Raw genomic sequence first — 19,499 nt, 5'->3', positions numbered from 1 at the left:
TGCTCATGCGGCGAACCGCGCGAGGCGGCCGATCGGGGCGCCCAGAACCTCGTCCTCGCGCATGACCACGTGGCCGCGCACGATGGTGGCCATCGGCCAGCCGGCGACGCGCTGGCCAGCGAAGGGCGTCCAGCCGCAGGGCGAGGCGATCCAGGATTCCTCGATCGTGCGGCGCGCGCCCATGTCGACGAGCGTGAAATCGGCATCGTAGCCCGCCGCGAGCCGCCCCTTGCCGAGGAGGCCGTAGACCCGGGCCGGCCCCGCCGCCATCAGGTCGACGAGCCGCGACAGCGAGAGGCGCCCGGCATTGACGTGGTCGAGCATCAGGGGAACCAGGGTCTGCACGCCGGTGAGGCCCGCCGGGCAGTCGGGCCAGGGCTTCTCCTTGGCGCTGCGGGCGTGGGGCGCGTGGTCGCTGCCGATCGTGTCGACGAGACCCTCGCGCAACGCCGCCCAGCTCGCCTCGCGGTGGCGCTCGCCGCGGATCGGCGGGTTCATCACCCCGAAACCGCCGAGGCGGTCGTAGCAATCCGGCGCCACCTGGGTGAGGTGGTTCACCAGCACCTCGACGGTGGCGACGTCGCGACAGTCGCGCAGATAGGCCAGCTCCTCGGCGGTGGAGACGTGCAGGATATGCGTCTGGCGGCCGGTCCGCCGGGCGAGCGCCATCAGGCGGCGGGTGCCGAGGAAGGCGCATTCCTCGTCGCGCCACTCCATGTGGGCGCGGTAGGGCATGCCGGTGGAGAACAGGGGCTTGCGGGCCTGGAGGCGGTACTCGTCCTCGCTGTGGAAGGCGATGCGGCGGCTGCCGGCCCGCATCGCCCGCTCCAGATGCGCGTCGTCCTCGATCATCAGGGAGGCGGTCGAGCTGCCCGCGAAGATCTTGATGGCGCAGACGCCGGGCTCGCGCTCCAGGGCGGCGAGATCGGCGATGTTCGACTTGGCGCCCGCCACGTAGAGGCCGATGTCGCACCAGCTCTGCGCCTCGGCGTAGCGGCGCTTGGTCTCGAGGCTCGCGGAATCGGCGATGGGCGGGACCGTGTTCGGCATGTCGAACACGGTGGCGATGCCGCCGAGCACCGCCGCGCGGGTTCCGGTGGGGAGCGTCTCCACCGCCGGGTCGCCGGGGTCGCGCAGGTGGACGTGGCTGTCGATGAGGCCGGGCAGCACGTGGAGCCCCCGCGCCTCGACCACCGCCCCGGCAGTGTCGCCCGCGGCCGCCGCCAGGGTGACGATGCGGCCGCCCGCGATGCCGAGATCGGTGCGCTCCTCGCCCCAGGGCGTCACGCAGGTCCCGCCGCGGATCAGCAGATCGTAATGCATGGCTGTCACCTCGTGGGCCCGGTCGTCGGGGCGCGCCGGAGCAGGACCGCGCCGAGGGCGGCGGCGACCGCCTGCTGCGAGGGCTCGACCACCGGGCAGCCGAGCGCCGCCTCCAGGGCCGGCCGATGGGAGGCCATGCCGGCGCAGCCGAGAATGACGACGTCGGCGCTCCGCTCGGCCACGAGGGCGCGGCCCGCCGCGGTCAGGCGCTCGCGGATCGCGGCTCCCGCCGTATCGGCCGCGCTCGCCTCCACCGGCCAGCTCCCCGCATAGCGGCTCCCGACGCCCATCTGGCGGACGAGGCGCTGCTGGCGGCGCACGCTCGCGGCGGAGAGCGCGATGATGCCGAAGCGCTCGCCCAGCGTCAGCGCCCGCAGGATGCCCCATTCGGCGATCCCCATCACCGGCCGCCCGCCCGCCGCCTCGCGGGCCGCGTGGAGGCCCGGATCGCTGAAGCAGGCGATGACGAAGGCGTCCGCGTCGGCGCGGGCGACCCGGGCGACGAGCGGCATCACCACGCCGTCGGCATCGGCCTGGCTGGCGATGCCGGGCGGGCCCTCGGGCAGGTGCTCGACGGCGATCGCCGGACCGCCGGGAACGCGCAGCGGCGCGACCGCCGCGTCTATCGCGGCCGTGACCGCGCCCGACGAGTTCGGGTTGATGACGAGGATGCGCCCCGCCCCGACCGCCGCGCTCATCGCAAGGTCGCCTCGTGGCGCAGGAAATTCTCCGCGATGGCCTCGCCGGTGGTGATCCAGACGTCGGGACAGGATCGGGCGTAGGTCAGGAACTCGCGCAGCAGCCGCAGGCGCATCGGCCGGCCGCTGCATTGCGGGTGCAGCACGGTGGTCACCATCGCGCCCCAGTCGCGCACCTCGTCGAGTTCGTCCTTCCACAGGGAGAGGACGTGCTCCTTGGGGAAGATCGAGCGCGGGCTGAAGCGGGTCGAGAGCCCGTGCATCCAGTCGTCGTAGCTCGCCGTCACCGGCAGCTCGATCGTCCCGGGCCGCCCGTCGGCGAGCACATGCCGGTAGGGCCGCACGTCGTCGCGGAAGGACGAGGTGTAGACGATGCCGTGGCGCACGAGCGCCCGGCGCAGCGCCTCGGTGAACTCCCCGTAGGGCGCCCGGTAGCCCTTCGGCACCACGCCGAGGCGGCGCTTCAGGGTCTCGAAGCCGCGCTCCAGCTCCTCCTCCATGAAGGGGGCGCCCGGATCGGGCATCAGGTGGTGGTAGCCGTGATGCCCGATCTCGTGACCCGCCCGCAGGATCGCCTCGGCCATCGCCGGATAGGCGTCGACCGCCCAGCCGGTGATGAAGAAGGTGCCCTTGAGACCGAGCTGGTCGAGGAGTTCGAGGAGCTTGGGCGTGCCGACCCGGGCCTCGTAGGCGCCGTAGCTCATGGTGATCAGGCGCTCGGCATGGCCCGCATCCTTGCTCGTCCAGGCGCTCTCGGCGTCCACGTCGAAGGACAGGAACATCGCCGAGCCGTAGGGCTCGGGCCAGGGATAGTCGGGGGCCGGCGGGGCGGCGTTGGCCGGAGCGACCGGGATGCTGTCGAGGGCCTCGCGGGTCATCATCGGAACGGTCCTTACGGTCCTTGGAATGGGGGGACGCGCGGCGGCGCGATCGGGCGCCGCTCTCGTCTTCGATCTGACGCGCTTCCTTGCCGAAGCGGTCTCCGCTCCGGCGGGAAGCGCGTGGGTCAACGGCCCTGGTTGATCGCCGCCTTCTCGACGGCGTTGCCGGAGAGCTGCCACTTGGCGAGCAGCGCCTTGTAGGTCCCGTCCGCGATGATCGCGTCGAGGGCGGCGGTGAGCGCCTTCTGCAGCGCGACCTCCTTCACCGGCACCGCGATGCCGGTGTAGAGCGTGTCGATCGGGTCGCCGACCGGCGCGAAGGCGTCGGGTTCGAGCCCCATGATGTAGGGCAGCGTCTCGCTGCCCTGGACGGCGGCGTCGATGCGGCCCTGCTTGAGCTGGGTGCGCGCATCCGCCGAGCCCTCGGTGCCGACGAACTTCACGGGGTTGCCCGCGCAGTTGGCCTCGCTCCAGCGCTCGATGTCCTTCGGGAAATTTGTGCGGCGGCTCGCGCCCGCCGCCTTGCCGCACAGGCTCTTCATCTCGGGGAACTCGGCGGCGCGGGCCTTGCGCACGAAGAATTGCGGCCCGGAGCGCAGGTAGTCGACGAAGGTCGCCGCCTCCTGCCGGCTGGCGAGATCGCTCATGCCCGAGAGGATGATGTCGACGCGGCCGGTGGTGAGGGCCGGCATCATCTGGTCGAAGCGGGTCTCCTGCCAGTCGATCTTGACGCCGAGCTTCTTGGCGAGCGCCGCGCCGAGATCGACGTCGAAGCCGGTGAGTTCGCCGGTCGCCGGATCCTTGAACTCCATCGGCGGGTAGTTCGGCACGATCGCGACCTTGATCGTGCCGCTCCGGGCGATCTCCGGGGGCAGATCCTGGGCCTGCGCGAGGGCGGGGACGAGGCCGAGGAGGGCCGCGGCGAGCAGGAACTTCATGGGGATCTCCGACTGGAGCGCTCTGCGCCGAAGGGGAAGCCGGCTCGGCGAGAGCGCGCGCGTTGAACCAAGGACTTCGGGAGCCGCTCCCGCTCACCGCGACCGGAGCGGCTCAGGGACGGGTCATCCGATGACCGCCGAGAGGAAGGTGCGGGTGCGCGCCTCGCGCGGCGTGCCGAGGACCTGGGCGGGCGGGCCGTACTCGACGATCGTCCCGTGATCCATGTAGACGACGGTGTCGGCGACCTCGCGGGCGAAGCCCAGCTCGTGCGTAACCACCATCATGGTCATGCCGCTGCGGGCCAGTTCCCTCATCACCGCCAGCACCTCGCCGACGAGTTCGGGATCGAGGGCGGAGGTCGGCTCGTCGAACAGCATCAGCCGCGGGCGCATGGCCAGCGCCCGCGCGATGGCGACGCGCTGCTGCTGGCCGCCGGAGAGCTGCGCGGGATAGCGGTCGGCCTTGTCGGCGAGCCCGACCCGGGCGAGCAGCTCCATGGCCTCGGCCCGCGCCTCGGCGGGCTTGCGGCCCTGCACCTGGACCGGCCCCTCCGTGACGTTCTCGAGGGCGGTCTTGTGCGGGAAGAGGTTGAAGCGCTGGAAGACCATGCCGGTCTTGAGACGCTGGCGGGCGATCTCCGCCTCGGACAGGCGGTGCAGCCGCCCGCCCCGCTCGCGCAGGCCGAGCAGCTCGCCGTCGAGCCAGATGGCGCCGCCGTCGAGGCGGGCGAGCTGGTTGACGCAGCGCAGGAGCGTGGTCTTGCCGGAGCCCGAGGCGCCGATCAGGCACAGCACCTCGCCGGGATTCACGTCGAGGGAGACGCCCCGCAGGGCCTGGAAGGTGCCGAAGGCCTTGACGGCACCGCGGATGGCAACGAGCGGGCGGGTCATCGGCTCACCCTCGCGGTCCCCCGGGAGAAATGGCGTTCCAGCAGCATCTGCAGCGGCGTCAACACCGAGACGGCCGCGAGATACCACAGACCGGCCACGATCAGCAGCTCGATCACCCGGGAATTGGCATAGTAGATGTTCTCGGCGCTGTGCAGAACCTCGGGATACTGGATGACGCTGGCGAGCGAGGTCGCCTTGATCATGCCGATGAACTCGTTGCCGAGCGGCGGGATCACCACGCGCATGGCCTGGGGCAGGACGATGCGGCGCAGAGCCCGCAGGCGCCCCATGCCGATCGCCTGCGCGGCCTCGTACTGGCCGGCATCGACCGAGAGCAGGCCGGCCCGCATCACCTCCGAGGTGTAGGCGCCCTGGTTGATGCCGAGGCCGAGCAGGGCCGCCAGGAACGGCGTCATGAGGTCGACCGCGCGACCGCTCCAGACCCCCGGGATGCCGATCACCGGGAAGACGAGGGCGAGGTTGAACCACAGCAGGAGCTGGAGAATCAGCGGCGTGCCGCGAAACAGCCAGACGTAAGCCGCCGCCACCGATTTCAGCACCGGATTGGGCGACAGCCGCATGAGCGCGACCACGATCCCGAGCGCGATGCCGAGCAGCATCGCGAGCACCGCCATCACCAGGGTGTTGCGGATGCCGGCGAGGATCACCGGGACGGTGAGGAAACGGCCCACATAGGCCCACTCGATCTGCCCGTTCGCGAAGGCCCGGGCCAGGGCGGCGAGGAGGAGCAGGAGGATCGCGGCGGAGAGCCAGCGCCCCCAATGCATCCGGCGCGCCACGGGCAGGCCGGCGAGGTCGGAGAACCCCTCGGCAAGGGGGCGTGTCTGGGTCATGGGCTGGATCCGTCCGGCTTCGCGCCTCGAACCGCTCAGGCGACGAGGGGCGCCGGCTCGACGACGCCCGCCCGCTCCGTGATCGGCGCATACTGGGCCGGCTGGCGGTGCGCGGCGAAGTCGAACATCTTCTCCTTGCCCTGACGGCAGAGGTCAAGATCGCAAGGTGCCACCAGCACTTCGTCCCCGAGAGTCCGGGCCTCGGCCACGATGCGGCCGTTCGGGTCCACGATGCAGGAGCCGCCGATCAGGCCGGACCCGTCCTCGTCGCCCGCCTTCGCCACGGCGATCGCCCAGGTGGCGTTCATGTAGGCGTTGGCCTGCGCGACCAGCTGGGAGTGGAAGGTGCGCAGGGCCGCATCCTCCGTGCTGCCGCCGTTCGGGTCATAGGCCGCCGAGTTGTAGCCGACGCAGACCAGCTCGACGCCCTGGAGGCCGAGGACGCGCCACGCCTCCGGCCAGCGGCGGTCGTTGCAGATCATCATGCCCATGATCGCCCCGGCCCAGCCGGCGCCGGCGCGGAAGGCCGGGAAGCCCGTATCGCCATAGGCGAAGTAGCGCTTCTCCAGCTGCTGGAAGCGCGCGCCCTCGCGCGGCTCGACCGAGCCCGGCAGATGAACCTTGCGGTAATGACCGAGGATCGCGCCGTCCGGCTGCACCAGGATCGCGCTGTTGTAGCGCTCGCCCGCGGGCGTCAGCTCGGCATAGCCGATATAGAAGCCGACGCCGAGTTCCCGCGCCCGGTCGAACAGCGGCTGCACGGCCGGATTCGGCATCGCCCGCTCGAAGTACCGATCGAGATCCGGCCCGTCGAGCAGCCAGCGGGGGAAGAAGGTCGTGAAGGCGAGTTCCGGAAACACCACGAGGGTGGCACCGCGCGCAGCCGCGTCCTCCAGCAGGCGCAGCAGGCGCGCCATCGTGTGGGCCCGGGAATCGGCCCGCTGGGTCGGCCCCATCTGGGCGGCGGCAACGGTGATGACGCGGCTCATTCTGACCTCGAAACAGGCAAACTGCCTATTGTTCGCGCTGATACCGGAATTTCGGCCGGTGATGGGCTTATTCTGCACAGATGCCGGGCTCCCTCAACGTCGGCGCCTATGATATTTTCGGAAGATGTATAACCCCGGGTGACAATGAACCTGCGCCAGCTCGAGATCCTGCGGGCGGTCGTCCGCCATCGCACCACCGTCGCGGCGGCGGAGGAACTCGCCCTCTCCCAACCCGCGATCAGCAACGCCCTGAAATCCATGGAGGGCCAGCTCGGCTTTCCGCTCTTCGACCGGATCAACAACCGGCTCTTTCCCACCGCCGAAGCGATGACGCTCTACAAGGAGAGCGAGGCGATCTTCGCGTTGCAGGCGAAGCTGGAGAACCGCGTGCGCGACTTGCGCGAGAACCGGCTCGGCCATCTCGGGCTGGTGGCGACGCCGCCGCTCGCCTACAGCATCATCCCGCCCGCCCTGTCGGCCTTCCTGCGCCAGCGCCCGCAGACGCGCGTCCTCTTCGACGTGCGCCGCTACGAGGGCATCATCGACGGCGTGCTCAGCCGCGTGGCGGAACTCGGCTTCGCTCTCGGGCTGACGCATCATCCGGGCATCGCGCACGAGACGGTGCAGACGGGGGAGATGGTCTGCGTCGTCGCGCCCGATCATCCCCTCGCCGCCCGGGCGGCCGTCTCGGCCGCCGATCTCGTGGCGCATCCGTTCATCGGCCTCGAACGCGGCACGCGGCTCGGCGAGGCGGTGCGCGAGAGCTTCGCCCGGGCCGGCGCGCCGTTCAACCCCACGGTCGAGGTGCGCTACTGCAACACGGCCTGCGTGCTGGCGGGGGCCGGCGTCGGCGCGGCGGTGGTCGATCCGTTCTCGCCGCGCCAGGGCGGCGCCCACCCGCTGGTGGTGCGGCCCTTCCTCCCGCGCACCCCCGTCACCGCCTACGTTCTCTGGTCGGAGGCCGAGCCCCTGTCGCGCTTGGCCCGGGCCTTCCTCGACGAGATCCGGAGCGCGACCCGGGCGCTCGATGAGGCGGGCGGCGCGGGACGTGCGCCGCGCGGAACCGCAGAGAACAATTCCGCTTAGGTCTTTGTTTTCGCATCATTTTCACCGCCAGACCGGTGACCGCCCCGGCGAATGATGCTTAAGGTGCGGCGCGTGAGGGACGCGCCCGTCCCGTCGCCCACAAGCGGGGATCCTCCATGACCGCCTACGACGCCGACCTGCGAAGCCTTGCCGCCGGCCCCACGATCCCGTCGCGCCGCACGGTCGTGGTGACGAGCCTCGCCACGGGCTTCGCGATGGCGGTGCAGCCGATCGCCGCCCAGACCGCGATCACCACCGACAGTACCGGCCTCGAAGCCGGCGAGGTGCGGATCCGGACGCAGGACGGCGAGATCCCGGCCTACCGGGCCATGCCGGCGACGGGCGGCCCCTTCCCGGTGGTGCTGGTGGTGCAGGAGATCTTCGGCGTGCACGAGCACATCAAGGACGTGTGCCGCCGCTTCGCCAAGCTCGGCTACTTCGCCGTTGCCCCCGAACTCTATGCCCGCCAGGGCAACGTCGCGGCGATGACGGACATCCAGCAGATCGTGCGCGAGGTGGTCTCCAAGGTCCCGGACGCGCAGGTGCTGGCGGATCTCGATGCCGCCGTCGCCTTCGCGCGGGCCTCGGGCAAGGCCGATGCCGCGCGGCTCGGCATCACCGGATTCTGCTGGGGTGGGCGCATCGTCTGGCTCTACGCCGCGCACAATCCCGGCCTGCGGGCCGGGGTGGCGTGGTACGGCCGCCTCGCGGGCGAGGCGACCCCGCTGATGCCGAAGCACCCGCTCGATCTCGCCGCATCCCTGAAGGCGCCGGTGCTCGGCCTCTACGGGGGAGCGGATCAAGGCATCCCGGTGAGCACGGTCGAGCAGATGAAGGCCGCCTGCCGGGAGGCGGGCAAGACCTGCGAGTTCGTGGTCTATCCGGACACGCCGCACGCCTTCCATGCCGATTACCGCCCGAGCTACCGGGCCGAGCCGGCCCGGGACGGCTGGCGCCGGCTCCAGGCGTGGCTCCGGCAGCACGGCGTCGCCTGAGAGCACCACCGCTCAGGGGGCTTTCCGCGCTTGAGCGTCGTTCCGCCGGCCGCTTCGGCCGGCGGAACGACGCGAAACCAAGACACTCGGTCGCATGGCCTCACGCGGTTCTGCTGAGGGCGGCGAGCGCGAGCGTCGCCCGCTCGGCCTGCTGCTGCCACTGCTCCCGGGAGTGCCGCAGTTCCGCGACCATCTCCTCCAGGGCGGCGACGCGCGTCTCCGCCGTGGCGAGCCGGAGCCGCAGCGCGACCGTCTCCGCGGCCTCCGCCTCGCGCTCGGGCTCCCCGCGCGGCGGACGGGCTTCGGCAACCGCCTTGCCGGTGCGCGCGCCGCCGGGCGGGTAGATCCGGTGCAGATCCGCCGGCTCGATGCTGAATCCGCCCTCCGCATCGCGCCGGGCCCGGAGGCGCCCGGCGCTGATCGCCCGCCAGATCGTGGTCCGGCTGACGCCGGCGCGACGCGCCGCTTCCTGAAGACTGAGCCCAGCCATGATCACCGTTCCGGTTCGGGATTTCGGGACCTCCCGAAACGCCCCGCCCGTGCTCCTTCTGCACTGGCCCGGCCGCTTCGGCCATGCCAGGAGGCAGCGCATGATCCGCCTCCTGAAGCACGTTCTGATCGAGTACGGCCCGGACCGGGATGCCCATATCGAAGCCGCGGCGCGGGTGATCCTGGAGACCTTCCCCGAGGCGCAGATCGAGGTGGCGCAAGGCCTGCTCGACGACGATCTCCTGCTCGAAGTGCGGATCCCGATCACCCGGATCGAGGAATGGCCGGCGGTGAGCCGCCGGGCGCACGCCTTCGCGCGGGAGTGAGGCGCCGCCCGCGGCCTGCCTGCTTGCCTAGGGGTTCGCAGGTTCGATGAACCTGGAACCATTGTAGAACGGCCGCCCTTGCGGTGCGCCTTTGCAACGTGCACGCGGAAGCTCTCTTCGAGAGCCTGCACGTGCATGAGGCCGTCCTGAAGGTCTCATCACAGACCGCTTCCACCTCATCAGACGACCCGCGGCCGGGATTTCAGCCGCGTAGCGGTCTGCAAGGGGCTTCGATCGTTTCACGGATACGTGCAGCGCGCGCATCCATGACAAGGGGCTTGGTCAGCACCTGCATCTCAGGCTCCCGATACCCGTTGCCGATCAGCGCGCTTTCCGCAAAACCGATGATGAACGACACTCTCAGCTCGACTTTGGCCAATATTCGCCCGCCAACGGATGAGCGCCTGCCTATGCACCAAAGCGTCGATGGAGCTTTGTGCGTTCACCCGGCGAACGGGACATCCTGAAAGAATCTCAAGAGAGCGCTCGTCGGCTTTCCCCGGGTTGCTGTTACTTGCTACCGTGCTCAGTCGAACTCGCCTCGGCTTTCGGACGAAGAGGGCGACTCGCCAGCTCCGCTCCCGATATCCCCTTGTACCCTCGAGGTCACAGGACCTGATTGGCCAGAATCGAGCTCAGAGGCCGCTGAAAACCCGCAACGATTCCAAACCACGCGCGGCGACATTGGACGACGAACCCTGTGCGGGCAGCGATGGTCTGATGTCTGTCATCGGTGTGCGTGCCAAACCAACCAAGATGTAAAATCTCACCGATCGTATTCGCTGTTTCGCCACACTCTCGCCCCATTTAGCCATTTGTATTTAACAAAGATCATAAATAAATATCAATGTTGAGGCCAAGTATGGTACGATTGCGTACAAAAAGCTCAGGAAACTAGGCGGAAGATACTGTTTCCGACATCCATTCTGGGATGTCGGCGGCCCGCCATATTCACGAGAGCGACGGCGATCGGCCTCAACATTTTGGAAATGCCTCATTTCTTCGATTGCCGGAAAACTGCTATCCGTCATCGATTTGCAAAGAAAATCACCTATCCAAAATGCTAGATCAATATTGATTTAATTTGGTCAACATGGCGATATGGCGCCCAAACGGATCAAAAATCGGACTGACTTTCTCTTGTTAAGCGCGAGAGAGCGTCGTTCACAATCCATCAAATCTGCTGAGCAGATTTAACTGAGCTACAACCAGCCCGTACCGTGCTCGATCGATCAAGGCTGTCGACTCGGCAGTTCTGATCATGCGCTGGCATGGATCCGCGAAACAAAGCCAAGCCTTGCCCGTTGCTCCGCGAAACTCATCGCGAGTGGCACCGGACTCGGCTTGCCGGAGGCAAAGGCCAGCATGTCCATCATCGCGAAGAACACTGTCATCTCTGTCGACGATACGTTCTATAGCGTCCAGATTGCCGGCAAGCCCTGGAGCCTGATCCAGGTTGTCCCCAACAGCTACCGCTTCGAGGTGCGTGCTGGCGACACCTGGGTGAACGACCCGTCGAACAAGAACCGTTCCGAGATCGCGATGCGCTCGGATATCGCCGATGGCAGCAAGATCGGCGTTTCCTACACGATGATGGTCGAGCCGGGCGCGGCCAATACCGCGAACTTCACGATCCTCGGCCAGTTCCACCAGAGCGAGAGCGGCGGCGGCAAGGGGCTCGCACCGCCCTTCGCGATCGGCCTCGAGGGCGACAACATGGTCGTCAAGGTCGCCTACCGCGATGCGACCGGGAAGGACGTGGTCGAATCGATCTTCACGGATCGCGCCCCGATCCAGCGTGGCCACGCCTACGACTTCGATATCCAGGCGAGCTTCGATCCCGACGGTTCGGGCCACATCGCCGTGATGCGCGATGGCGTCAAGATCGTCGACTACTCGGGCAGGCTCGGTTGGCCCGGTCAGACCGGCGTCTACTGGAAAGAGGGGATCTACCGTGGCGATGCGCCGGAGACCCTCGCGGCCGTCTACAGTGACCTCGATGTCAGTGTCACGCCCGGCACCATTGCCCCCACGCCGGCCGGCCCGGTGACCTACAACCAGTACGACGGGAGCGGCCGGATTGCCGCGACGGTGACGACGCAATCCGATGGCGCGAAGATTGTGACATCCTTCGACGCGTCCGGCGCACTCACCAAGGTTGTCGAGACGGGCGCCAAGGGCGATCTGACCATCACGACCTACGGCATCACCGGCAAGAGCTACGTCAGCGAGACGGTCGCGTTCGACGCGAGCGGGAAGATCGTCTCGCTGTCGGGCCGCCACGGCGACGGCAGCCTCGACTACCAGCAGATCCGGCACGCGGATGGCTCGCTGGACAATTGGCAGTACGACGCCAAGGGGGCGGCGACCCGCCACGAGGTCGTGGCGGCGAGCGGGGCGCGCGAGGTCTACGAGTACGCCGTCCCCGGCAGCAAGACGGCGTCGGGCCACCGCTCCTACGACGCGCAGGGCGTGCTGCGCCTCTACGAGCAGAGGAACACCGACGGCTCGCTCGCCCTGACGCAGGCCTGGAGCACGAACGGCTCGACGCTGGTGAGCAACTACGCCGCCGGCAATGTCCTCAGCCAGACGACGCTGACCCGCGCGGATGGCAGCCGCGACGTCTCGGGCTTCAACGTCACGGGCCGGACCTACACCAGTGCCGTCTCGCGCTACGACGCGAAGGGCGTGCTCGTCACCCTTGAGCGCAAGCACGCCGACGGCAGCCTCGACTACAGCTTCGTCAAGAATGCCAGCGGCACCACGGCCAAGATCTACAACGCCACGGGTCTTCTGACCAAGACCGAGATCGTGGCGACGAGTGGCGCGCGCGAGGTCTACGACTACGCCGTCCCCGGCAGCAAGACGGCGTCGGGCCACCGCTCCTACGACGCGCAGGGCGTGCTGCGCCTCTACGAGCAGAGGAACACCGACGGCTCGCCCGACTACGTGAAGACCTGGAAGACCGACGGTTCGACGCTCGCTACGGATTACGACGGCCGCGGCAATTTCCTGTCGAGCGTTTCCACGACCGCGGCCGGCAAAATCGACCATACAGTCACCAAGGTGGCGGACGGCACGGTGACCAAGTTCTACGACGCCGCCGGATCCCTGGCCAAGGTCGAGAATCGTCACCTCAACGGCACCCGTGACGTTTACGAATACGCCTTCGCCTCGAAAAGCGTAGCCTCAGTCCACCGCGCCTATGACAGCTTCGGCACGATGACGCTCTACGAACGGTGGAATGCTGCCGGTACGCTTCAATCGATGCGGACATGGAACAACGATGGATCGAGCATCAGCTCAACCTACGATGCTACCGGTGCGCTCACGGCAACGCGGAGGGACGACGCACCCGTTGCCGCGATGACAACACTCACAATCGGCAGCGATGCGGCCACGACGGGTAGGTTGCTAGAGGGCAGTTCGGGCAACGATATCTTTTCACTCGTTAATGGTGACAGGGTTTTCTTCGACGCCGTGTTCGGTGACGACACAATACGCAACTTCATCGCCGGCGATGAGGGGTACAACGTGCTGTCGATCAACCATGAACTCGTCCAGGACTTCGCACACCTTAGCATGCGTCAGGATGGGAGCGATACCGTGATCACGATCGCCGATCATGGAACGATCACGCTTGAGAATATTGCCGCCAATACGCTGAATCAGAATGATTTTGCATTTTTCTGAACTAAATACATGATCAGCATTCTCCAAATGAGATATTCGCGGGAACGTAACCGGCATTCCGGACCAAGGCCGTGAGAGGCTCCTGCATCGCCGCGGCCCTGAGGATCCGGAGGGCCGCTTCGAGCATTGCCCCCTACCCGGAAGGTGCGCCGATGCTCGCACCTCACCCCGATGCCCACACCACCCTCGCCCACACCGGCATCGCGCGGCTGCTGGAAGCATGGCTCCGTAACCCGCGCGCCGCTGGCGGCGAAGCGTCGTCCACCTCGCGAAGCGCGCCTCGTTCTCGGCCATCGCTGCGCTGATGGTGAGCGCCGCCGGGCAGCTCATGCGGCTGGGCTCCTGCACCACCAAGATCGTGTCGGGGTTCGAGGACGGCGTCTCGCCTCAAGCACCCGGCTCATCAAGCGGCCTGACAAGCGCTACGTCGCCATCACGGACTGCATCGAGAGCCTGGAGCGCGACCGGCTCCTGCGCCTCGAGGAGCAGGTCCGGACCGCGGCCAACCTGCTGCGGGAGATGGGCGGACCGCCCCGGCATGCCGCCATGTACCTGCTCAGACGATGGCATGCGATCATGCGCCCCGGATTCCGGCCCGGGGTGCCTTCGTCGTCTGCCCTGGCCGGGCCGATCCGGCCATGGTCCAGGAGGAGGCGCACGATCCGCCTCCTGAAGCACGCTCTGGACGAAGAGGGGGAAGCACCCCTTCAGGCATGCGGGCAATGAAGCCGATCCGACCCTCGCACCGATCCCAACCCTACCGGACCTGAATCGGAATCCGCAGGTGCAGAACCCTCGTCCCCGAGCACGGCGTCGGGGGAAATTTGGCGCCCTTCGGAGCCGCACTCAACAATATCCTATTGAACGCTTCCAGGCGAGACGGCTTCACCAATTTCGAAGACGCGACTTCGCCGTCGCGATTGATGGCCAATTCCAGGACCGCGGCTTCCCCATGGAAAAGGCCACCCTGCGCGTTCGCGACGTGCCCTTGTATAAGCCGGGTCAGGGAACGATTATACTCGCGCAAGCTCTCCCACCGATCGGTCCCGCACACGGTTTGCGCATGTGAGCCGCCGGCGTCAATGGATGCGAGCCCACAGATCGCCAGCGAGGCGAGGACGTCACGTTTCCGCATAGCGCTTCCATCCGCTCGCGATAGCGCCCCCCGCTCCGACCCTGCGGCAAGGGCGGGAGTCCGGGTCCGCAGGCTCGATGAACTTGGGATCATCTCGCACGAAAGGCCGCCCTTGCGGTGCGGCCCTTTGGATTTCAGTAGGTGTGATGGTGGGCGCGACAGGGATCGAACCTGTGACCCCTACGATGTCAACGTAGAGGCGCCCCTTGCCAGCACTGTAATCATTGGGAAATTTCGTGCGCATATCCGGCAGGAGATGACTGTTGTACCCACTCTGTTCCGGTTTCTGGGTTCAGTGAACCTGGGAGCACTATGTAACAGAAGTCGCTCCTGAATTAGGCGTCTCGCCATTGGGGCGGACGCCTCGGTAAAGTCGGCAGGGAGCACTACGTTACGAGGCGGAGCGGATCGCGGGCGCGAGTGTCGGCATCTCGTCCAGTTCCAAGGCCGCCGCTCCACGGCGAAGCGCCTCGGGTGAGAACTTCGCATAGACCCGACGCGTGACGTTCACGTCGGTGTGGCCGAGATAGCTCGCGATCTCTTCCATCGGCACACCCTGCTCGGCTTGGCGCACGGCCGCAGAGTGCCGGAGCATGTGCGGCGAGACCCGCGGAAGCTTGGCGCGTTCGGCTGCGGCCGAGAGCCCCTTCTTCACCGACCCGACCCGCTTGCCATTCCACTCGATGACGTAGGGAGTGACGGCGCCGGCCCTGGCCGCGAGGAGATGTGTCTTGAGGGTGCGCGTCATCGGCACGATCGCGCGGCCTTTGTGCGGGACGGTGATCTCGGGGTCCTCGAGGTCGATCTTCTCCCGGTGGAGGTCAACTCGATCCCACGTCAGCCCGAGGATCGCGCCCGCCCGCCCGGCGGTGCCGTAAGCGAGATGCACGAACAGCTTCAGGTGCGGGGTGTCACAGGCCTCGGCCAGGCCGCGCACCTCGTGCGCGGTGAGGTACTTCTCGCTCGGCTTCGGCTTGGGCGGGCGTTCGATCTCGGGCGCGGACGGGATCAGCTTGTGCTTCTGCCCGTAGAGCAGGAGCATGCGCAGGTGGCCGAGTTCGGTGTGGATCGTGCCGTCCTTGATGCCGGCGGCACGGCGATCGGCGGTGTGGGCGCGACAGTCCGCGATCGTGATGGCCTCGCCCTGGAGCGGCCCGAAGCGGTCCCTGAGCACCTTCCACGTGTGGTGCATGGTGACGAGCACGGCGCGGCCTGCCATCTCGACCTGATAGCCTTCCCAGAGGGCGGCGACGGTGCCGCCCTTCGGCCGCGTCAGTTCTGCGTATAGCGCTGGCGCACGGCGGCGAGCCTCAGCCGGGTCATCGGTGTCGAGCGCGAAGCGCTTTCGCTTGCCGTCTCGCCAGAAGACGAGGGCAAGTCCGCCTCGGAGCTTCCCGATGCTGTAAGGCTCATCCGACATTCGTACTCCTCCACCGCCCGCCGTGGGATTCTGATCAGCTTCTTGCCGAGTCGGAAGGCCTCCAGCTCACGAGTTTCGACCAAGCGTCGAACGTTGCGCTCCGAGCAGGACCAGCGCTCCGCCACCATCGCCAGGGTCATGACGTCCGTCGGTGCTGATCCTGCGCTCACCGCCCCTCCCCCTTCTCACGTCCGATGCTCGCGAGTGCGAGCCCAATCAAGCCGATGGCGCAGCCCAGCCAGCGCACGGCGCGCCAGCCGTAGGGGGTGGCGCAGAACAGCGCGTAGAGCGCGACGGCGCCGAGCAGGATGATGTCGAAGGTGCTCATGACGCCTCCATGCTCGTCGCCTCGGTCGGCAGCTCGCCGCGTTCCGCCAGCGCTTCGAGGTCGGGGATCAGCTCGGCCCGGACCTCGGCGCGGGTGTACTGCCAGCCCGGTAGGAGCTCGTGCGTCCACGCGCCGTTGACCCGCGCCAGCCCGGGGGCGCCCTCCCAGGTCTCGATCCACGCGGACCGCCGCGGCCGGCTCATGTCGACGTGCATCACGGCCCGGGCACCGAGCGGCGCCTTGCCGGCGATGATGGCCCGGAGCGTGCGGGCGGCCTCGGCGGCCCGTTGGCGCTCCTCGGCGGTCGGGGGCGGCGGCCTACGACCCACGGGCCACCTCCGGCATCTCATCGTGGGTGCGCCCGTCGAGGAGGCGGCCGGCGGCCTTCTTGCCGACGCAGGTGACGGCGATCTCGCCTGCCTCCTCGTCCGCGCAGCGATCATCCGGGATGTCGAGGCCGCCCTCCCGGTCGAGGATCATCCAGTCCGGGCCGATGGCCTTCGGAGCCCAGGCGCCCCATTGTTTGAAGTGGAAGGCGGTCCCGGCCGCCGCGCACTGGTCCCGCAGCGAGCGCGCCCAATCCGGGTGCATCGGCCGGGCGCCGGGGCCGCTCTCGCCGCCGACGATCACGAGGTGGATGCCGGTGAGGTCGACCTCGCCGAGGTCTTCAAGGAGCGGCTCGCAGGAGATAAAGCGAATACGGGCGGGGACCGCCCGCAACGCGTCGAGGTTCCTCAGCCGCGCCCGGTCTTCGATCGTCGTCCCCAGCCAGACGTTCTGCCAGGGCCATCGCTCGTTCCAGGGCTGATAGCCCGGAGCGCTGCTGTCCATCACCGGCCGCATCTTGGCGATGTTCTGCGGGCGCTTCGTCAGCAGCATCCAGTCGAGGTGCGGAGTCCGAGCGATCAGGCGCCACGCGTCGTCCCGCCACTCGCCCGGCACCTGGTTGTCGAAGAAGTCGGCGAGGCTGGCGCAGAACACGCGGTGCCGCTCGCCGACCGCCGCGGCGGCACGGTTCCACTTCAGCGGTTGCTGCCAGTTCGAGGAGCTGGTGCGACGGCGCTCACCGGTCCAGAGGTGCGCTTGCCCGGTCCGGCGCGACCAGACCTCGGCATAGCAGTGGTCGCATGCCGGGCTGAGCCGCGTGCAGCCAACCCACGGGTTGAAGGTGTGGTGGCACCATTCGATCTTGCTGTTCACGGCCACGGCGTCAGGCTCCAGCGGATGAGGGTTCGAGGTCCGCGGCTACGGGCGACCCGTCGCCGACGCACGCGGTGCAGAGATCCGGGCCTGCCCAGCCACAGCCGTCCGGGCAGGCGTCGTTCTGGGTGCAGCCGCAGGTGCGGCAGACGCCGCCGAGCAGGGATGGGATGCGGGGCGTCACGCCGTCGTTGGCCTCCAGGGCGCCGTCGGGCAGTGCGTCCGCCACAGCGCCGTCGAGCAGGTGGGCCAGCAGGCCTTCGGCGGCCTCAGCCGCTCGTTCGAGCACGGGCCCGAGCTGATCCTCGTAGACGCGGCGGCTCAGCCGTGCGGCGGCCACCATCTCGATCGCGATGGCGCCGATCTCAGCTTGCTCCTGGCGTGAGAGGGTGGGCCAGATCTCCGCACCGTCGAAGCGGGTGAAGGCTGGTGCGAACGTCACGCGAACCTCCAAAGCCCCCGGGTCGACAAAGTCTGACCTGGATCAAGGTTGTTCGGGAACGGGCGGGGAACGGTGGCTAGCATCTGCGCCTCACACCAGTAGCGGCTGGACCGAACCGTCCGGGAAGACGGCATCGAGCGGCACATCGCCGGTCGGCTCGTCGCCGGCCCAGCCGTCCGGCCAGGTCCCGGCAGCAATCAGCGCGCGGATGCGCGCCTCCTCCTCGGTGTTCAGGATGTTGATGGCCGGCCGGCCCGTGGCTGACGCTCCAGCGTTCACCTCGGCCTGGATACCGAGGATCTCCTCAAGCGCGGCGAGGCGCACCGGCAGCGTGATCGGCCCAAGCCGCTGCGGGTTCTTGGCGATCGAGCCGTCCTTCAGGGTCTCCGCGCCCGGCTTGCGCAGCCGATGCTCCGGCCGGCGCAACTGCCCGTAGATCGCCCGCAGGCGCTTGATCGGCGCCAGATAGGCCCAGGCCGGATGCCGGATGACGGTGTCGAGCGCTCGATCGTTGCTGGCGAGCGGGCAGCAGATGCAGCCGGTGCGCGCCGCAAGCTCCTCGGCCTCATCGCCGCCGTAGGCGTCCGCCACCATCGCGGTCGACCACTCGCCGTACTGCGGCGCGGGCGCGTAGAGGCGCAGCCAGTCCCAGACGTGGCAGACCCGCCAGTGCAGCAGCGGCGCGAGGGTGAAGATCCGGCCGCGCACGCCCCGCGCTTCAGGCACCGCCAGCTGGTACCAGCCCTGGCCGCACTCGGCGCCGTCCCGCCCGCACGACATCTCGATCCGCCGATCGCGGATCGCGCTCTCGCCCTGGCGCACCCCGGTGATCATGAGCACCGTGTCGCGGGCTTCGGGCGCCAAGTCCTCGGGGACGTCAGCGAGGGCGGGACCGCCGTTGTGGCCGATCGCATCAACCAGCGCGTCCGAGAGATCCGGTGTAGTGAGGGCGTCGAGGTCGGCGGCGATCGCTGCCGCCATTGGGTCGACCTTGATCTGCCGGGTGCACCAGCGAAGCGTGTTGTTGTTGGGCGGTGGGACGCCCCGGCCGAGGATGTAGACGAGGAAGCGCTTGTCGAGCGGCGCCATCACGACGCGCGTGCGGATCCAGGGGAAGCGGGTGAGCTGCTGGCGGATCTCGGCCGCAGCGATGGAGAGCGGGAGCAGCTCCATGCGGGTGTCGGCGTAGTAGACCGTCAGCGTCTCGGGCGGGGGCAGCTGACCGCTCTCGATGAGGTGCACGACCAGGGTAAGGATCGCGGTGGAGTCCTTGCCGCCGGACCATGCGATGCCCCAGTGGCGGTGCAGTGGGCCGTATGCGAGGAGCGACTGCAGGGTGAGCGCTACCGCCTCGTCGTAAACGAGGCGGGCCGCGTCCCCCGCGAACAGGTCGGCGAGCCGGGTCGCGCTCATCGGCAGCAACCTTGATTAATGTGGGCGACGCCCGTGCTGGAGGAGCGCAAACGGGCTCTCCAATGGGAGTGCCTGCCATGCAGCGCATGCCGAAATCCCGGGCTCAGATCGAAGCGATCATTCTCTCTGAAGCCCGTAGCCTCCCCGGCGGCGAATGTATCGCGAGCTTCCACTTTGGGCGCCCCAAAGACGAGAATAAGATTTCCTGCTTTTATTTGCATTTCAACGGCGGATCGGAGGCGATTCGCGAGGCTTTGCTTGGAATTGTCACAGAGATGGTCGTGAAGATGACTCTCATCTACGACATGAAAAGCTTCACGCTGCATTAGCAGGTATGGGTGGCACGGCACCATGAGCACATCGCGGCTGTCGCCGGTGAGGATGCGCACCGTCATCCC

At 68.2% G+C, this 19,499-nt stretch carries 21 protein-coding genes and 1 pseudogene; 5 read left to right on the top strand and 17 right to left on the bottom strand.

From position 1 onward, the window contains the following. Nucleotides 1-3: 3 nt before the first annotated feature. From ACE101_RS05275 to ACE101_RS05245, 7 genes are all read right to left on the bottom strand, one after another. Nucleotides 4-1,323, bottom strand: coding sequence for a dihydroorotase (locus tag ACE101_RS05275; RefSeq protein ID WP_379126532.1), 1,320 nt, complete (start codon nucleotides 1,321-1,323; stop codon nucleotides 4-6). 5 nt (nucleotides 1,324-1,328) lie between these two features. Continuing rightward, nucleotides 1,329-2,021 (bottom strand): aspartate/glutamate racemase family protein, encoded by a 693-nt coding sequence (locus ACE101_RS05270; RefSeq protein WP_379126531.1) that lies wholly within the window; start codon nucleotides 2,019-2,021, stop codon nucleotides 1,329-1,331. Continuing rightward, the gene (locus ACE101_RS05265; protein ID WP_379126529.1) at nucleotides 2,018-2,902 is read right to left on the bottom strand and encodes a polysaccharide deacetylase family protein; all 885 of its coding nucleotides are present in this window, start codon (nucleotides 2,900-2,902) and stop codon (nucleotides 2,018-2,020) included. Before ACE101_RS05265 ends, ACE101_RS05270 begins: the two co-directional genes overlap by 4 nt. Nucleotides 2,903-3,027: 125 nt before the next feature. After that, nucleotides 3,028-3,840 (bottom strand): ABC transporter substrate-binding protein, encoded by an 813-nt coding sequence (locus ACE101_RS05260; protein WP_379126527.1) that lies wholly within the window; start codon nucleotides 3,838-3,840, stop codon nucleotides 3,028-3,030. 123 nt (nucleotides 3,841-3,963) lie between these two features. After that, nucleotides 3,964-4,731: an amino acid ABC transporter ATP-binding protein gene (locus tag ACE101_RS05255; RefSeq protein WP_379126525.1), complete on the bottom strand. Its 768-nt coding sequence runs from the start codon at nucleotides 4,729-4,731 to the stop codon at nucleotides 3,964-3,966. Beyond that, complete coding sequence (locus ACE101_RS05250) at nucleotides 4,728-5,585, bottom strand: amino acid ABC transporter permease (protein ID WP_379126523.1); 858 nt, start codon at nucleotides 5,583-5,585, stop codon at nucleotides 4,728-4,730. The genes ACE101_RS05255 and ACE101_RS05250 overlap by 4 nt, the downstream gene beginning before the upstream one ends. 35 nt (nucleotides 5,586-5,620) lie before the next feature. Further along, nucleotides 5,621-6,574, bottom strand: a complete 954-nt coding sequence (locus ACE101_RS05245) for an N-carbamoyl-D-amino-acid hydrolase (protein ID WP_379126521.1) — start codon at nucleotides 6,572-6,574, stop codon at nucleotides 5,621-5,623. A 144-nt stretch (nucleotides 6,575-6,718) separates the two neighbouring features. On the opposite strand from ACE101_RS05245, the gene ACE101_RS05240 reads away from it, so the two are divergent. Together ACE101_RS05240 and ACE101_RS05235 are read left to right on the top strand one after the other, a co-directional pair. Further along, nucleotides 6,719-7,660, top strand: coding sequence for a LysR family transcriptional regulator (locus ACE101_RS05240; RefSeq protein WP_379138487.1), 942 nt, complete (start codon nucleotides 6,719-6,721; stop codon nucleotides 7,658-7,660). A gap of 116 nt (nucleotides 7,661-7,776) precedes the next feature. Further along, a complete protein-coding gene (locus ACE101_RS05235) occupies nucleotides 7,777-8,655 on the top strand; it encodes a dienelactone hydrolase family protein (protein WP_379126519.1) in 879 nt (292 codons plus the stop codon). A gap of 100 nt (nucleotides 8,656-8,755) precedes the next feature. On the opposite strand, the gene ACE101_RS05230 is transcribed toward ACE101_RS05235, so the two are convergent. Further along, on the bottom strand, nucleotides 8,756-9,145 hold the full coding sequence (locus ACE101_RS05230; protein WP_379126517.1) for a hypothetical protein: 390 nt from the start codon (nucleotides 9,143-9,145) through the stop codon (nucleotides 8,756-8,758). A 100-nt stretch (nucleotides 9,146-9,245) separates the two neighbouring features. Between ACE101_RS05230 and ACE101_RS05225 the strand changes: the two genes are divergently transcribed. Continuing rightward, on the top strand, nucleotides 9,246-9,470 hold the full coding sequence (locus ACE101_RS05225; protein ID WP_379126515.1) for a hypothetical protein: 225 nt from the start codon (nucleotides 9,246-9,248) through the stop codon (nucleotides 9,468-9,470). Between the two features lie 202 nt (nucleotides 9,471-9,672). On the opposite strand, the gene ACE101_RS05220 is transcribed toward ACE101_RS05225, so the two are convergent. Then, nucleotides 9,673-9,828 carry a hypothetical protein gene (locus ACE101_RS05220; RefSeq protein WP_379126513.1) on the bottom strand — a complete coding sequence of 52 codons (156 nt, stop codon included), beginning with the start codon at nucleotides 9,826-9,828 and terminating at the stop codon, nucleotides 9,673-9,675. A gap of 1,007 nt (nucleotides 9,829-10,835) precedes the next feature. Here ACE101_RS05220 and ACE101_RS05215 point away from each other — a divergent pair. Next, entirely contained in the window at nucleotides 10,836-13,163 is a 2,328-nt protein-coding gene (locus ACE101_RS05215; protein ID WP_379126511.1) for a heparin lyase I family protein, read from the top strand. Nucleotides 13,164-13,920: 757 nt separating this feature from the next. On the opposite strand, the gene ACE101_RS05210 is transcribed toward ACE101_RS05215, so the two are convergent. The 8 genes and pseudogenes from ACE101_RS05210 to ACE101_RS05175 all read right to left on the bottom strand — a co-directional run bounded on the left by ACE101_RS05210 (nucleotide 13,921) and on the right by ACE101_RS05175 (nucleotide 19,101). After that, nucleotides 13,921-14,298 carry an energy transducer TonB family protein gene (locus tag ACE101_RS05210; RefSeq protein WP_379126509.1) on the bottom strand — a complete coding sequence of 126 codons (378 nt, stop codon included), beginning with the start codon at nucleotides 14,296-14,298 and terminating at the stop codon, nucleotides 13,921-13,923. Nucleotides 14,299-14,689: 391 nt separating this feature from the next. Further along, nucleotides 14,690-15,718, bottom strand: coding sequence for a tyrosine-type recombinase/integrase (locus ACE101_RS05205; protein ID WP_379126507.1), 1,029 nt, complete (start codon nucleotides 15,716-15,718; stop codon nucleotides 14,690-14,692). Between the two features lie 14 nt (nucleotides 15,719-15,732). Then, nucleotides 15,733-15,846 (bottom strand): annotated as a pseudogene (locus ACE101_RS05200) (hypothetical protein); the annotation flags it as partial. Between the two features lie 38 nt (nucleotides 15,847-15,884). Further along, complete coding sequence (locus ACE101_RS05195; protein WP_379126505.1) at nucleotides 15,885-16,046, bottom strand: hypothetical protein; 162 nt, start codon at nucleotides 16,044-16,046, stop codon at nucleotides 15,885-15,887. Continuing rightward, nucleotides 16,043-16,375 carry a hypothetical protein gene (locus tag ACE101_RS05190; protein WP_379126503.1) on the bottom strand — a complete coding sequence of 111 codons (333 nt, stop codon included), beginning with the start codon at nucleotides 16,373-16,375 and terminating at the stop codon, nucleotides 16,043-16,045. The genes ACE101_RS05195 and ACE101_RS05190 overlap by 4 nt, the downstream gene beginning before the upstream one ends. Further along, nucleotides 16,365-17,252 (bottom strand): phage Gp37/Gp68 family protein, encoded by an 888-nt coding sequence (locus tag ACE101_RS05185; RefSeq protein WP_379126501.1) that lies wholly within the window; start codon nucleotides 17,250-17,252, stop codon nucleotides 16,365-16,367. The genes ACE101_RS05190 and ACE101_RS05185 overlap by 11 nt, the downstream gene beginning before the upstream one ends. A 4-nt stretch (nucleotides 17,253-17,256) precedes the next feature. Continuing rightward, nucleotides 17,257-17,688: a hypothetical protein gene (locus tag ACE101_RS05180; RefSeq protein WP_379126499.1), complete on the bottom strand. Its 432-nt coding sequence runs from the start codon at nucleotides 17,686-17,688 to the stop codon at nucleotides 17,257-17,259. 90 nt (nucleotides 17,689-17,778) lie between these two features. After that, on the bottom strand, nucleotides 17,779-19,101 hold the full coding sequence (locus ACE101_RS05175) for an adenine nucleotide alpha hydrolase family protein (RefSeq protein ID WP_379126497.1): 1,323 nt from the start codon (nucleotides 19,099-19,101) through the stop codon (nucleotides 17,779-17,781). 77 nt (nucleotides 19,102-19,178) lie between these two features. On the opposite strand from ACE101_RS05175, the gene ACE101_RS05170 reads away from it, so the two are divergent. After that, nucleotides 19,179-19,430 carry a hypothetical protein gene (locus ACE101_RS05170; protein ID WP_379126495.1) on the top strand — a complete coding sequence of 84 codons (252 nt, stop codon included), beginning with the start codon at nucleotides 19,179-19,181 and terminating at the stop codon, nucleotides 19,428-19,430. Nucleotides 19,431-19,499 lie beyond the last annotated feature (69 nt).

The organism is Methylobacterium carpenticola (genome assembly GCF_042748905.1).
Lineage (GTDB): Bacteria > Pseudomonadota > Alphaproteobacteria > Rhizobiales > Beijerinckiaceae > Methylobacterium > Methylobacterium carpenticola.
Note: the sequence above shows the minus strand (reverse complement) of the source record. Positions and strands in the feature narration are given on the sequence as shown.